A 13,011-nucleotide genomic window follows, 5' to 3' on the forward strand; every position below is an offset into this window, starting at 1 on the left:
TCCCAAGCGCTCCCCCCAGCAGCCAGCGGCGCTCTCCTGCGGACCCAATTGCAGCCAGAGCGGCAGTTGCTGCCTCTGGGGGCAAGTTGCCAGTGGCTACCCCTTCAGGGTCAGAGGCAGCAAGGAGGGGCTTATCCCCTTCCGGCCTTGCGGGTTGGTGGGGTGAAGCCATGGGCAGGAGACGTCAGTAGGGATCCTCAGTGCTACTTTAACCTGCCGCCGTTGCTAGGCCAGCCCCCAGTTAAAGCCCCTAGGAGGGGGGAATGACCAGCTCCACGGCCGTATCCAGGCGCGAAGGTGGCACTGGGGCCTCGCCTGGGGTCAGCTCTAGGTAAGAGGCCAGCGGGTGGTTCTTTTTCCAGCGGGATCCAATTTCGGCGGCCATTCGCGTGACCTGGATTTGGTAGAGCTGGGCCAGGTCGTCGGCGTTGAGGTTGCCCCGTTCCACCTGGTTGCGGCTGGCCTCCGCCAGAACCTCCGCCACGAGGTTGCCCTGCTCGTCAAATCTCCACAGCTCCAGGCGGCTGCGGGAGCGCAGGCTTACCTCAGTGGGCGAAGTCGGGCGGGTGAGGACATCGACGCGGGCGATGACAATGGCCTCCAGGCCTAGGTAGTCGAAAAACCGGCTCACCGCTTCTGGCTTGCGGCGATCCCACTCAAACAGCTCGTAGATGGGCCAGCCCACCTGGCGCAGGATCGGCTGCAGGCGGCGGTTGTCCAGGGGCACCACCTTCTCGGTGTTGGGGATTAGGCCCAGGCGCACCACCTCTATGGCCAGGCGCTGGCTCAAAAGCCGGGTATGGTCCAGCCCTCCCACCCCCAAAATGCCAAGGCGACGCCGCGGCTGGGGCCGGAGGGGCACCTGCAAAACCACCTCCACAGGGGTGGTCAGGCCTGCCTGCAGCAGGATCTCCTGCTCTGCCTTTTCGTAATCGGGGTGCCACACCGTCAGCAGCCGGCGCCCAGCCGGGGCTTGGTTGAGCTCGAAGGCGCCCTGCTCGTCCGTTTGGATGGGCTGAGCGAGGTTCTCCAAGCCCTCTAAGTGCACCTGCGCCCCGGCCACCGGCTGCCCCAGGCTGTTGCTCACCTGCCCCACCAGACGCGCCTGGGATTCCGCCTGATCCCGGTGGGGAAACAACGCCGTCAGAGGGAGAGGGGGGGTGGCCAGAGCCTGGGCCGAGACCTCCGCAGCCAGGGCTAGCCAACTGCCAAGCGCCAGGCCGCCCCGGCCAATCCTGCGCTGCAGCGAGAAAAGGAAAACGAGAACAGCCATGACGACGTCCGCCAATTGCAGGGGGTTCTCCACAGGCAAGCTCCTCACTGAAGGAGGCGGCGCGGCAGCCCCCAGATTTAGCCGTGGGGTAGTTTACCCAGCAAAGGGGTTATTGGCCTGCCATTGCTGGATAAAGAGAGGCACCATGTTGCGCACCTGCAGCCGAAACAGGCCCGCCGCCGCATCTTCAAACAGCGGCTCCCCGCCCACGTCATCCCGCCCATAGGCCTCGTAGTACCGAGCCCGATCCCCTGGCCGATCCTTCTGCAAGTCCACCACCACCACCACACCACGGCTGCGCAGCTGGTTGGGGGTAAAGTTGGGGATCTCCAGCGGGATTGCCGGCGCCAGCAAGCGCAGGGCCATATTCAGCAGCGGGCTGCCCTGTCGGTTGTAATCCCGCGAGATTTGCAGGTGGGTTAGGAGAATGTAGCGCAAGCCGAGGGCGTCGCCGATGGCCTTCAGCTTGGCCAAGTCGGCGGTGTAGCGCTCATCCCGATCCAACAAGGTTAGGCCCTGGACAAGTGGCAGGAGCGGCTCAAAGCGGGGATCTGGCCCTAGCGGTCCCTTTAGGAGGATCACGGGCCGCTGCGGCTGCAGCTCCTGAAGGGCAACGCTGAGGTGCCGGGCCAGCTCATCCGAGTAAACCGGCTCATCCGGCAACAGGCCAATGCCCTCCGGCTGGTGGGCCGGCTGCCCTGGCGGCAGGCGAATGTTTTGGGTGGACACAAAACCAGCCCGCACCTCCACCTGGGTGCTAGTGGGGGGAAACCCCGGCACCTCCACATCCACCAGGTACAGCCCCGCCGGCAGCTCTGGCAAGACATAGGTGCCGTCGGCGGCAATGGGAACTGTCTGTTGGGGTTGGGTGGCGGTGGCAGCAAGGCGGACAACCCCAGTCTGGACAGGCTGGCCGGCAATATCCAGCACCCGTCCCGTCACCACACCGCGCTGGCCTGCAGAGGGAAGCTCCTCCTGGCGGGCCTCCGTCTTGCTCTTGCCCACTTGAGCTTCTAGACGGTGCAGAGCTGGGATCCCTGCCGCCACCACCCACAGATCCCCATCGCCCAGCATCGCCAAGCCTGTCGGCTGTCCCTCCAGCCGTAGGGAGGTAACCAGTCGCCCCGCCTCTAGATCCACAATTTGCAGGCGGTCGCTGCTGCGGGCACTCACGTAGGCCCAGCGCCCATCGGGGGAAAGGGCCAGCCGCGTCGGCCGCCAATCTAGGCCAACTCGCTGCAGGAGCTTGCCGCTGCGGCTCAGATCCAGCACGGTCAGCTCTTGGCTACCCGAGTTGAGCACCACCAGGCGTTGCCGCTGGGCATCCAGAGCCATCGCCTCTGGAGTATGGCCGCCGCGCCAGCGGGCCAGCAGCTCGCCATTGTCGGGGTTGACCACCAGCACACTGAGGGGATCCCCACCACCCAGCCCCACAAATACCACTCCCTGCCGGACGTCATAGGCCAAAGCCAAAGGAGGGCCGGGCAGCGGCAAGTGGCGAGCCTGGGGCTGATCCGCTTCCCCCCAATGGATCACCGCCAAGCTTTGGGCGGCGGGCAGGGAGGCAAAAACCCGTCCCCTGGCAGGATCTACAGCCATATCCAAGACTCCTGCCGGCAGCCCATAAGTCCAGAGCAAATCCCCCGTGAGCAGATCGAGGGCCACCACCCCAGGAGCCTCGAGGCCAGAGGCATAGACCACTTGCCGGGCCGCATCCACCCGCACCACGCTGGGGGCAAAGCCCACCGCCACTTGCCACAGGGGATCCCCGCTCGACCCCTCCAGCAGCATTACCGCCTGGGCTTCCAGCAGCCCCACCGCCAGCCACCCCCGCTCCGGCACGCCGTCAATGCGATCCGCCGAGCTGGGGAGTGGTAATAACTTCTCCGCCCTCAGGGGGCTGGCAGCGTCTTGAGAGGCCACCGGCATCTCCTGGGCCCAAACCGTGGATCCCAGACCTAGCAGGCCGCCCACCACAACCAGCCACTGCCAGCGCATTTGATCCCCAGCCCTGCTCTGCTCCTTTGCCCAACCAGCATAGCCAACCCACCGAGAAAGCCCAAACGATTTTTGACAGCTTGTCCCGGTGACCGTAGAATGGATATTCGCTGGTTTTGGCAGGATAGCCATGAAGGTGCGGCCCTCCGTCCGACGAATCTGCGAAAAGTGCCGAGTCATTCGCCGCCGTGGCCGGGTGATGGTCATTTGTCCTGCCAACCCAAAGCACAAACAGCGGCAAGGGTAAAAGCAGGGGACGGAGGAGTGAGGCAGCGCTGGAAACAAGGGGCAGTTGGTGCAGCCTAAGCCATGCCTTTGGCAAGACGCTTCCCGACTGCAACAACTCAACTTTAGGAAGCCAGTTTACTTGAGTTTGTTGGAAAGGTACCCCTAACCATGGCACGAATTGCGGGCGTTGACATCCCCCGAGACAAGCGAATTGAGATTGCCCTCACCTACATCTACGGCATTGGGCTAACTCGCTCCCGCCAAATTCTGGCCAAGACGGGCATCAACCCCGATACCCGCACCCGCGACCTCACCGACGCGGAGATAGCCGCCCTAAGGGCTGTGGTGGAAAACGAGTACCAAGTGGAGGGGGATCTGCGCCGTCAGGAGGCGATGAACATCAAGCGCCTCATTGACATCGGCACCTACCGAGGTCGGCGCCACCGCCTGCGGTTGCCCGTGCGTGGCCAGCGCACCCGCACCAACGCCCGCACCCGCAAAGGAGTTAGGAAAACGGTAGCTGGCAAGAAGAAACCGCCAGCCAAGAAGTAAGTCCTGTTTCCCCCAATCTCCGTACACCTTAAAGTCAAGGACGCAGAGGTCATGGCTCAGCAGCAACGGCGCGGACGCAAGGTCAAGAAAAATATCCCCAACGGCGTGGCCTACATCCAGTCCACCTTTAACAACACCATCGTCACCATTACCGATCCCAACGGCAACGTCGTGTGTTGGGCTTCGGCAGGTTCTACCGGATTCAAGGGTGCCAAGAAGGGTACTCCCTTTGCCGCCCAGGTGGCAGCAGAGAGCGCAGCGCGACAAGCCATGGAGAACGGCATGCGGCAGATTGAGGTCATGGTCAGCGGTCCCGGAGCCGGTCGAGAGACAGCCATTCGAGCTCTCCAGGCGGCAGGCCTAGAAATCACCCTCATTCGCGACATCACTCCCATTCCCCACAACGGCTGCCGGCCCCCTAAGCGGCGGCGCGTCTAGGATCCCGACTTTTAGGGAAGCCAAGAGCTTGTTTTTAGAATCCTAGCCCCCAGCACCAGAGGGGGACTACCTTCTCCAACGCATAGCCAGCCAGACAGACAGGGCTACGCCATGATGCCAACCAGCCGAACCCTCCACCATTCAACCAGCAAAGCAGCAGCCAGTGCTGCTCCCTATCAGACTGAGTGCCTCGAATCCCATCAGGAAGCCAATGGTGTTTACTACGGCAAATTTGCCCTGGGGCCGCTGGAGCGCGGTCAGGGGATCACGGTAGGCAACGCCTTGCGCCGGGTGCTGCTTTCCAACCTCGAAGGCACGGCAGTGACGGCCGTGCGCATTGCCGGGGTAAGCCACGAGTTTTCCACCGTGCCCGGGGTGCGGGAAGACGTGATGGAGATCCTGCTCAACATGAAGGAGCTGGTTCTGCGCTCCAGCTCCCCTGAGCCGCAGGTGGGCCGCCTAGTAGCCCAGGGGCCGGGGGAAGTGACCGCTGAAAAGCTGCAGCTGCCCAGCGGCGTAGAGGTGATCAACCCCCGTCACCACATTGCCACGCTGGCGGAGGGAGCCATCCTGGAGATGGAGTTCATGATTGGCCGTGGACGGGGCTATCGCGCCGTCGATTACGCCGACAGCAAATCCATGGCCATTGACTTTCTCCAAATTGACTCCGTCTTCATGCCGGTGCGCAAGGTCAACTACACCGTCGAGCCAGCCCGGGTGGGGCAGTCTTTGGAAAAAGATCGCCTAGTTCTGGAGATCTGGACCAACGGCAGCCTTACTCCCCAGGAAGCGCTTAGCCAAGCAGCTCGCATTTTGGTAGGTCTGTTCTCGCCGCTGCAGGAGGTTAGCTTTGACACCCCAGCAGCCCCCCAGCCAGCAGAGGACACCCAGAAAAACCAAATCCCCATCGAGGAGCTGCAGCTCTCGGTGCGGGCCTACAACTGCCTCAAGCGGGCCCAGATCCACACCCTGGCGGATCTGCTGCTCCATACCGAGGAAGATTTGCTGGAGATCAAAAACTTTGGCCAGAAATCCGCCGAAGAGGTGGTGCAAGCTTTGAAAAATCGCTTTGGCCTGACGCTGCCCCGCGAAAGGAGCAGAACCTAGCCTGCCCAGGGTGGGGCTCAAAACCCCAAGCTGCCTGAAACTCGAGGACAAAAAGCAGAGGCTACCATGCGCCACCGCCGTCGTACCCCTCACCTCAACAAGCCTGCTGACCAACGCAAGGCTCTGCTGCGGGCCCTGACCACGGCCTTGCTACGGGAAGGGCGAATTGTTACCACCAAAGCCCGCGCCAAAGCTGTTCGGGCCACAGCCGAGAAGATGATTACCCTAGCCAAGGACGGCTCCCTGGCAGCGCGGCGGCAGGCCCTGGCCTACATCTACGACAAGGATCTGGTGCGCTCCTTGTTTGAGCAGGCGCCCGAGCGCTACCGAGATCGAACGGGAGGCTACACCCGCATCTTGCGCACCGTGCGCCGGCGGGGCGATGGGGCAGAAATGGCCGTCATCGAGTTGGTGTAGGCTTCATGCAAAGCCGTCGCATTGCCCTAAAGATTCAGTACCTGGGCAGGGACTTTCGCGGCTGGCAACGGCAGGTGGGCCACCGCACCGTACAAGGGGTACTAGAGGAGGCCATTGCCTCGCGGGCCGGGCACCCCGTTACCCTCTACGGAGCAGGGCGCACCGACGCCGGGGTACATGCGGCTGGCCAAGTAGCTCACTTCGACACCACCTGCGGCATTCCGCCCACGGAGTGGGCACGGGTGCTCAACGACTGCCTACCGGAAGATATAGTGGTACTGGCTTCAGCGCCTGTGGCCGAGGACTGGCATGCCCGCTTTTCCGCCAGGTGGCGCCGCTACCGCTACCTCATTCTCAATCGCGAGCGCCCAGATGTGTTCTGGCGGCCCTTTAGCTGGCAAGTGCGCTGGCCTTTGCAGGTGGAGCCAATGGCCGAGGCGCTGCGCTCCCTTTTGGGGGAGCACAACCTGGAAGCCTTCCGCCGGCGGGGATCCGATCGACCGCACTCGTGGGTGCGGGTGGAGGAGGTGCTCTGCCAACGAGTAGGGGATCTCATCAGCATCGAAGTGCAGGCCAGCGGCTTCCTCTACCGGATGATGCGGCTGCTGGTGGGGTCTCTCGAGGTGGTGGGCCGGGGCGAGCTCAGCCCCCAGCAATTTGTCCACCTCTGGCAACACAACGACTGGAGCCAGATGCGCACCCGCTACAGCGCCCCTCCACAGGGCCTGTGCCTGTTGGATGTGGGCTATGCTAGGGATCCCTTTGGCCAACGCTTTCCTCCCTCCTTGCCCTTCTGGGGATCCCTTTCTTGGCCGGCAGGTGTTCTTTCTCTTGTCCCTTCTCTCTCCTAGCTGCCATGAACAAGACTCCCCTTCCTACCCCTTCCACCTTAGCCCCGCGCTGGTACGTAATTGATGCAGCTGGCCAGCGCCTTGGCCGCCTAGCGGTAGTGGTGGCCAACCTCTTGCGCGGCAAGCACAAGCCCAACTTCACCCCCCACCTGGATACGGGGGACTACGTGATCGTCATCAACGCTGAGAAAGTGGTGGTTACCGGCAAAAAGCGCACCCAAAAGCTCTACCGCCGCCACTCGGGCCGTCCTGGCGGGATGAAGGTGGAGACCTTTGCCCAACTGCAAGCCCGCCTGCCAGAGCGGGTGATTGAGAAAGCGGTGAAGGGGATGTTGCCCCACACCCGCCTAGGGCGGCGGCAATTTACCAAGCTGAAAGTGTACGCCGGCCCCCACCACCCCCACCAGGCCCAGCAGCCACAGGTCTATCCCATCCACACGATCCCAGGAGCCCAAGCATGACCCAGACAGCCAGCAACCCGCGAGCCGTCTACTGGGGAACTGGGCGCCGCAAAACTGCCATTGCTCGCGTGCGCCTGGTTCCTGGCACGGGCAAGATCATCATCAACGACCGGCCTGGCGAGGAGTACTTGCAGTACCAGGCGGCGTTCCTGGCCAGCGTCAAGGCGCCGCTGGAGCTCCTTGGCCTGGAGAACTCCTACGACATCTTGGCGCGAGCCCATGGGGGCGGCCTCCACGGCCAGGCCGATGCCATCAAGCTCGGGGTGGCCCGCGCCCTCTGCCAGCTGGATCCCTCCAACCGCGGCCCCCTCAAGGCCGAGGGCTACCTCACCCGCGATCCTCGCGCTGTGGAGCGCAAGAAGTACGGCTTGCGCAAAGCCCGCAAGGCTCCTCAGTACTCGAAGCGGTAAGGGCCGGCATTGCGGCGGTAGGTATTGGGTTGATAGACATTTATTACAGGCTTATATCCACCCAGGGAGGAGGCTCTCATGCCCAAGAAAGGCATTCACCCCCAGTGGTACCCCGAGGCCAAAGTCATCTGCAACGGCGAGGTGGTCATGACGGTGGGATCCACCAAGCCAGAGCTCAGGGTTGAAGTCTGGTCTGGCAACCACCCCTTCTTCACCGGCACCCAAAAGATCATCGACACCGAAGGGCGAGTGGAGAAGTTCATGCGCAAGTACGGCATGAGCAGTGGCAAGGAAGCCCAGTAGAGCTTTCCCTTGCCTTGCTCAGGACGGCTGGGGTTTCTTGCTGACTTAGACCTATGGCTTCTGCTCAACTCATCGAGCAGCTCAAAAACGTCGAAGCTACCTTCCAGGAGCTGACGGTGCGCCTGGCGGATCCCGAGGTGGCGACAGACCCTGCGGAGCTGCAGCGAATCGCCAAGGCCCGCTCCTCCCTGGAAGCAACGGTGCAGGCCTTCCATGACTGGCAAAAGCTAACTCGCGACCTCAAGCAGACGGAGGAGCTTTTGCGCGAGGCGGCCTCTGACCCGGAGCTGGAGGCAATGGTAAGGGCAGAGCTGGAGCAGCTGCGCGCCCGTCAGGAGCAACTGGAGGAAAAGCTTACCCTGCTGCTGCTGCCCCGGGATCCCAACGACGAAAAGAACATCATGTTGGAGATCCGCGCTGGCACTGGGGGAGAGGAAGCAGCCCTGTGGGCAGCTGATCTAGCCCGCATGTACACCCGCTACGCCGAGAAGATGGGCTGGTCAGTGCGCTTGGTCAGCCTCTCTGAGGGCGACATGGGCGGCTACAAAGAGGCCATCCTGGAAATCCGCGGCGATCAAGTCTATAGCAAGCTCAAGTTCGAGGCCGGTGTGCACCGGGTCCAGCGGGTACCCATCACGGAAGCCCAGGGGCGCATCCACACTTCGACGGCCACGGTAGCGGTAATGCCAGAAGCGGACGAGGTGGAGGTGGTCATCGATCCCAAAGATATCGAGATTAGGACAGCGCGTTCCGGCGGGGCAGGGGGACAAAACGTGAACAAGGTGGAAACGGCGGTGGATCTCTTCCACAAGCCCACTGGGATCCGGGTCTTCTGCACCGAGGAGCGCTCTCAGCTACAAAACCGGCAACGGGCCATGCAGATTTTGCGGGCCAAGCTCTACGAGATGAAGCTGCGTGAGCAGCAGGCCTCCATTAGCTCCGCCCGCCGCATGCAGGTAGGAACAGGAGCCCGTTCAGAAAAAATTCGCACCTACAACTACAAGGACAATCGGGTTACCGACCACCGCCTCAACCAAAATTTCCCGCTCGAGCCAATTTTGGAAGGGGAGCTGGACGAGTTAATCCAAGCTTGTATTGGCCTATACCAAAAGGAGCTGTTGGCGGAGCTCTCTTGAGGAGGGCTGGGTTCTTTCTGGCGGTAGAATAATGCCTGCGTCAGTGACCCAAGGAATCCTCATGCTGGCTGAGTACCGCCAACACGCTGCCGCCCGTGCGGCGCAAGGGATCCCGCCACTGCCCTTGAATGCCGCCCAGACCAGCCAGGTGTGCGAGCTGCTTAAGGATCCCCCGCCTGGAGAGGAGGCTTTTCTGTTGCACCTCCTCACGGAGCGCGTCCCGCCGGGGGTGGACGAGGCAGCCTATGTGAAGGCCGGCTTTTTGGCCGCTGTGGCCAAGGAGGAGGTGCGCTCCCCCCTCATTCCTCCCTTGCGGGCAGTGGAGCTCCTGGGCACGATGTTGGGGGGCTACAACGTCCAGGTACTGCTGGAGCTGCTGCAGGATAGGCGGCAGGAGATCGCGGCGGCGGCGGCCCGCGCCCTCAGCCACACGCTGCTGGTCTTCGATGCCTTTCACGACGTACTGGAGCTGAGCCAGGCCGGCAACGTCTATGCGCGGCAGGTGCTGGAATCCTGGGCCGCTGGGGAGTGGTTTACTGCCAAGCCGCCTCTAGCTGAGGCCATCACCGTCACGGTGTTCAAGGTTGCCGGCGAAATCAACACCGACGACCTCTCCCCTGCCGCCCACGCCACCACCCGCCCAGACATCCCCCTTCACGCCCAGAGCATGTTGGAGTCGCGGGCACCGGGGGCCATAGCTGCCATTGCCGAGCTCAAGCGCCGCGGCCATCCGGTGGCCTTTGTGGGGGATGTGGTGGGCACGGGATCCTCCCGCAAGTCCGCCCTCAATTCCCTCCTTTGGCACATTGGCCACGACATTCCCTATGTGCCCAACAAGCGGGCCGGGGGCGTTATCCTGGGGGGCACGATTGCACCGATTTTCTTCAACACCGCCGAGGATGCGGGCGCTCTGCCCATCCAGTGCGATGTCTCCCCATTGGAGACGGGCATGGTGGTCACGATCTATCCCTACGAGGGCGTGATCCGCTCCCAGACGGGCGAAATTCTCGCCAGCTTTTCCCTGCAGCCTGTAACCTTGCCGGACGAGGTGCGGGCCGGGGGCCGCATCTCCCTTTTGATTGGCCGGGCCCTCACCGACAAAACCCGCCAGGCCCTGGGGCTGGATCCTTCTCCTCTCTTTATCCGCCCCACCCCGCCCCCCGACACGGGCAAAGGCTATACCCTGGCCCAGAAAATCGTGGGCAAAGCCTGTGGGCTACCAGGGGTGCGCCCTGGCACGAGTTGCGAGCCCCTGATGACCACCGTGGGATCCCAGGACACCACTGGCCCCATGACCCGCGACGAGCTCAAGGAGCTGGCCTGTCTGGGCTTTAGCGCCGACCTGGTGCTGCAGAGCTTCTGCCACACCGCCGCCTATCCCAAGCCGGTGGACATCCAAATCCACAAAGAGCTGCCCGACTTCTTTGCCTCGCGGGGAGGGGTTGTCCTGCGGCCAGGCGATGGCATCATCCACTCCTGGCTCAACCGCATGCTCCTGCCCGATACCGTCGGCACGGGGGGCGACTCCCACACCCGCTTTCCTCTGGGCATCTCCTTCCCGGCTGGATCGGGTCTGGTGGCCTTTGCCGCGGCCATGGGGGTGATGCCCCTCAACATGCCGGAGTCGGTGCTGGTGCGCTTTAAGGGGGAATTGCAGCCTGGGATTACTCTGCGGGACCTTGTTCACGCCATTCCCTACGTGGCCATCCAGCGGGGGCTGCTTACCGTCGAGAAGCAGGGCAAGAAAAACGTCTTCGCTGGGCGAATTATGGAAATCGAGGGCCTGCCCAATCTGAAGGTGGAGCAAGCCTTCGAGTTTACCGACGCCTCGGCAGAACGCAACTGCGCCGCCTGCACCATTAAGCTAAGCGTTGAGAGCGTTGCCGAGTACCTGCGCTCCAACGTGGTGCTGCTGAAAAACATGATTGCCCGCGGCTATCAGGACGCCCGCACCCTGCTGCGGCGCATTGCCAAGATGGAGGCCTGGCTGGCCAACCCCACCCTGCTGGAAGCGGATCCCGACGCCGAATACGCCGCCGTCATCGAGATTGATCTCAGCACCATCACCGAGCCAATTGTCTGCGCCCCCAACGATCCCGATAAAGTAATGACCCTGAGCGAAGTCCACGCCCAGCACGCGGCCGGCAACCCCGATACGCCCATCCACATTGACGAGGTGTTCATTGGCTCCTGCATGACCAACATTGGCCACTACCGCGCCGCTGCCAAGATCTTGGAAGGCGAGGGGCGGGTTAAGGTGCGCCAACTGTGGATCTGTCCCCCCACGCGCATGGACGAGGCGCAACTGCGCGCTGAAGGGGTGTACAGCATCTTTGCCGCTGCTGGAGCGAGAACAGAGATGCCTGGCTGCAGCCTGTGCATGGGCAACCAGGCTCGCGTGGCCGATGGAGCCACCGTCATGTCCACCTCCACCCGCAACTTTGACAACCGCATGGGCAAAGGCGCACGGGTCTACCTGGGATCCGCCGAGCTGGCTGCTGTCTGCGCCCTCTTGGGGCGGATCCCAACGGTGGAGGAATACCGGCAGATCGTTGCCACCAAGATCCAGCCCTTTGCCGGCGAAGTGTACCGCTACCTCAACTTCCACGAGATCCCTGGCTTTGAGGACGAGGGACGGGTCATCCCCAGAGAGCAAATGCCCAAGCTGGAAGAGGCGGTGGGGATCCAGTCTTGAGCAGAGGGGCAAAGGCGTCGAGCCTGCTACCATGGCAGGATGGTGGCGCTTACCTGGGAGCAAGCCTAATGGCCCTTAGTCAAAGAATCCTCCGCCGCATCCACCGTGCCCTGGCCCCTATCGTGGCCTTGCCCTTGCTGGTGACGGTAGTAACGGGATCCCTCTATCAAATGGCCCGCCTCACCGGAAACTTCGACTACTCCTGGCTCATCCAAATCCACAAAGGGCAGTGGGGCCCCCTCGATCTGCAGGGGGTTTACCCGTTCTTAAACGGACTGGGTCTGTTGGTTATGGTAGCTACTGGCCTGAGCCTGTGGTTGCAAACAAGCTCCCACCGCCCCTATCGGCGTTCAGAGCCCTAAGGGCTTTTGCTTGCTTTTCGTAGGGGAAATGCCCCAACAGATGTCTAGAAAACTCTACACCTTGATTGGGCCAGACGGCTTAGGCTGATGTACGGAGGCTATGCTAAAGCCTCCGAGGCAAAGCTTAAAGAAAATCAACAGGAGGTGGGTGGATATGGCCCTTGTTCGCTGGGATCCCTTTCGGGAAATTGACGAAATTCAACGGGAAATGAACCGGATGTTTGACCGGCTGATGGCTCGTCCTACGGAGACCGAGGCGTTTGCCTTCGTGCCGGCAGTGGAAATGCACGACGATCCGGAGACCATTACCCTGAGGCTGGAGCTGCCCGGCCTGAACCCCCAAGATCTGGATATCCAAGCGACAGCGGAGGCAGTCTCCATCAGCGGCGAGCGGCGCTTTGAGAAACGCTCCGAGGACAGAGGCGTAACCCGCAGCGAGTTCCGCTACGGGCGCTTCCAACGGGTGATCCCGCTGCCCAACCGGATCAAGCAAGACCAGGTGAAAGCCGAATACAAAGATGGGATCCTCACCCTCACCTTGCCCAAGGCCGACTCTGAAAAAGCCCAAGTGGTCAAAGTGAGCGTTGTCTCCTGATGGCCTAGAGGTTAGGCAATTTTCCGTGAGGAAAAAAGATCCCATAGGGGTAGGCTCATCGCCTACCCTTTTTTAGTCCTTTTTTGCGTTTTGGTTTTTCAGCTTGCGCTCATTTCAAGCAGGAATAAATCGGGTTCGCTGCAGTGATCCCCAGCCTTCCCTAGCGAACTTAAACCGAACCCCAT

General features: G+C 62.2%; 15 protein-coding genes. 13 read left to right on the top strand and 2 right to left on the bottom strand.

Annotation, left to right across the window (positions count from 1 at the left end; all coding sequences use genetic code 11):
* Positions 1–250: 250 nt before the first annotated feature.
* Both NW860_RS01525 and NW860_RS01530 read right to left on the bottom strand, forming a co-directional pair.
* On the bottom strand, positions 251–1,273 hold the full coding sequence (locus NW860_RS01525; protein ID WP_414512000.1) for a carboxypeptidase-like regulatory domain-containing protein: 1,023 nt from the start codon (positions 1,271–1,273) through the stop codon (positions 251–253).
* Between the two features lie 93 nt (positions 1,274–1,366).
* The gene (locus NW860_RS01530; protein WP_414512001.1) at positions 1,367–3,271 is read right to left on the bottom strand and encodes a carboxypeptidase regulatory-like domain-containing protein; all 1,905 of its coding nucleotides are present in this window, start codon (positions 3,269–3,271) and stop codon (positions 1,367–1,369) included.
* 130 nt (positions 3,272–3,401) lie between these two features.
* On the opposite strand from NW860_RS01530, the gene rpmJ reads away from it, so the two are divergent.
* The 13 genes from rpmJ to NW860_RS01595 all read left to right on the top strand — a co-directional run bounded on the left by rpmJ (position 3,402) and on the right by NW860_RS01595 (position 12,826).
* Complete coding sequence (rpmJ, locus tag NW860_RS01535) at positions 3,402–3,518, top strand: 50S ribosomal protein L36 (protein WP_414395865.1); 117 nt, start codon at positions 3,402–3,404, stop codon at positions 3,516–3,518.
* Between the two features lie 149 nt (positions 3,519–3,667).
* Positions 3,668–4,051, top strand: coding sequence for a 30S ribosomal protein S13 (rpsM, locus tag NW860_RS01540; protein ID WP_414395867.1), 384 nt, complete (start codon positions 3,668–3,670; stop codon positions 4,049–4,051).
* A 51-nt stretch (positions 4,052–4,102) separates the two neighbouring features.
* Complete coding sequence (gene rpsK, locus NW860_RS01545; protein ID WP_414395869.1) at positions 4,103–4,489, top strand: 30S ribosomal protein S11; 387 nt, start codon at positions 4,103–4,105, stop codon at positions 4,487–4,489.
* 114 nt (positions 4,490–4,603) lie between these two features.
* Entirely contained in the window at positions 4,604–5,596 is a 993-nt protein-coding gene (locus tag NW860_RS01550) for a DNA-directed RNA polymerase subunit alpha (RefSeq protein WP_414395924.1), read from the top strand.
* Between the two features lie 66 nt (positions 5,597–5,662).
* Positions 5,663–6,013: a 50S ribosomal protein L17 gene (gene rplQ / locus NW860_RS01555; protein ID WP_414512002.1), complete on the top strand. Its 351-nt coding sequence runs from the start codon at positions 5,663–5,665 to the stop codon at positions 6,011–6,013.
* A gap of 5 nt (positions 6,014–6,018) precedes the next feature.
* Positions 6,019–6,864: a tRNA pseudouridine(38-40) synthase TruA gene (gene truA / locus NW860_RS01560; protein ID WP_414512003.1), complete on the top strand. Its 846-nt coding sequence runs from the start codon at positions 6,019–6,021 to the stop codon at positions 6,862–6,864.
* Between the two features lie 5 nt (positions 6,865–6,869).
* Positions 6,870–7,325: a 50S ribosomal protein L13 gene (gene rplM, locus NW860_RS01565; protein WP_414410439.1), complete on the top strand. Its 456-nt coding sequence runs from the start codon at positions 6,870–6,872 to the stop codon at positions 7,323–7,325.
* Positions 7,322–7,735, top strand: a complete 414-nt coding sequence (gene rpsI, locus NW860_RS01570) for a 30S ribosomal protein S9 (protein ID WP_414395873.1) — start codon at positions 7,322–7,324, stop codon at positions 7,733–7,735. The genes rplM and rpsI overlap by 4 nt, the downstream gene beginning before the upstream one ends.
* Before the next feature lie 78 nt (positions 7,736–7,813).
* On the top strand, positions 7,814–8,038 hold the full coding sequence (rpmE, locus tag NW860_RS01575; protein ID WP_414512004.1) for a 50S ribosomal protein L31: 225 nt from the start codon (positions 7,814–7,816) through the stop codon (positions 8,036–8,038).
* A 53-nt stretch (positions 8,039–8,091) separates the two neighbouring features.
* A complete protein-coding gene (prfA, locus tag NW860_RS01580) occupies positions 8,092–9,174 on the top strand; it encodes a peptide chain release factor 1 (protein WP_414395876.1) in 1,083 nt (360 codons plus the stop codon).
* A gap of 61 nt (positions 9,175–9,235) precedes the next feature.
* Positions 9,236–11,869, top strand: coding sequence for a bifunctional aconitate hydratase 2/2-methylisocitrate dehydratase (gene acnB, locus NW860_RS01585; protein ID WP_414512005.1), 2,634 nt, complete (start codon positions 9,236–9,238; stop codon positions 11,867–11,869).
* A 68-nt stretch (positions 11,870–11,937) separates the two neighbouring features.
* Positions 11,938–12,231: a PepSY domain-containing protein gene (locus NW860_RS01590; RefSeq protein WP_414395878.1), complete on the top strand. Its 294-nt coding sequence runs from the start codon at positions 11,938–11,940 to the stop codon at positions 12,229–12,231.
* Between the two features lie 154 nt (positions 12,232–12,385).
* Positions 12,386–12,826 carry an Hsp20/alpha crystallin family protein gene (locus NW860_RS01595; protein ID WP_414512006.1) on the top strand — a complete coding sequence of 147 codons (441 nt, stop codon included), beginning with the start codon at positions 12,386–12,388 and terminating at the stop codon, positions 12,824–12,826.
* Positions 12,827–13,011 lie beyond the last annotated feature (185 nt).

The sequence above is a fragment of the Synechococcus sp. F70.1 genome (assembly GCF_047502745.1).
In the GTDB taxonomy this organism is placed as follows: domain Bacteria; phylum Cyanobacteriota; class Cyanobacteriia; order Thermostichales; family Thermostichaceae; genus Thermostichus.

What these genes read in the sequence shown, in the direction of transcription:
- NW860_RS01525 (WP_414512000.1), bottom strand. Translation starts at nt 1,273, where the DNA reads ATGGCTGTTCTCGTTTTCCTTTTCTCGCTGCAGCGCAGGATTGGCCGG.
- rpsI (WP_414395873.1), top strand. Translation starts at nt 7,322, where the DNA reads ATGACCCAGACAGCCAGCAACCCGCGAGCCGTCTACTGGGGAACTGGG.
- rpsK (WP_414395869.1), top strand. Translation starts at nt 4,103, where the DNA reads ATGGCTCAGCAGCAACGGCGCGGACGCAAGGTCAAGAAAAATATCCCC.
- NW860_RS01550 (WP_414395924.1), top strand. Translation starts at nt 4,604, where the DNA reads ATGCCAACCAGCCGAACCCTCCACCATTCAACCAGCAAAGCAGCAGCC.
- NW860_RS01590 (WP_414395878.1), top strand. Translation starts at nt 11,938, where the DNA reads ATGGCCCTTAGTCAAAGAATCCTCCGCCGCATCCACCGTGCCCTGGCC.
- rpsM (WP_414395867.1), top strand. Translation starts at nt 3,668, where the DNA reads ATGGCACGAATTGCGGGCGTTGACATCCCCCGAGACAAGCGAATTGAG.
- truA (WP_414512003.1), top strand. Translation starts at nt 6,019, where the DNA reads ATGCAAAGCCGTCGCATTGCCCTAAAGATTCAGTACCTGGGCAGGGAC.
- NW860_RS01530 (WP_414512001.1), bottom strand. Translation starts at nt 3,271, where the DNA reads ATGCGCTGGCAGTGGCTGGTTGTGGTGGGCGGCCTGCTAGGTCTGGGA.
- acnB (WP_414512005.1), top strand. Translation starts at nt 9,236, where the DNA reads ATGCTGGCTGAGTACCGCCAACACGCTGCCGCCCGTGCGGCGCAAGGG.
- rplM (WP_414410439.1), top strand. Translation starts at nt 6,870, where the DNA reads ATGAACAAGACTCCCCTTCCTACCCCTTCCACCTTAGCCCCGCGCTGG.
- rpmJ (WP_414395865.1), top strand. Translation starts at nt 3,402, where the DNA reads ATGAAGGTGCGGCCCTCCGTCCGACGAATCTGCGAAAAGTGCCGAGTC.
- prfA (WP_414395876.1), top strand. Translation starts at nt 8,092, where the DNA reads ATGGCTTCTGCTCAACTCATCGAGCAGCTCAAAAACGTCGAAGCTACC.
- NW860_RS01595 (WP_414512006.1), top strand. Translation starts at nt 12,386, where the DNA reads ATGGCCCTTGTTCGCTGGGATCCCTTTCGGGAAATTGACGAAATTCAA.
- rpmE (WP_414512004.1), top strand. Translation starts at nt 7,814, where the DNA reads ATGCCCAAGAAAGGCATTCACCCCCAGTGGTACCCCGAGGCCAAAGTC.
- rplQ (WP_414512002.1), top strand. Translation starts at nt 5,663, where the DNA reads ATGCGCCACCGCCGTCGTACCCCTCACCTCAACAAGCCTGCTGACCAA.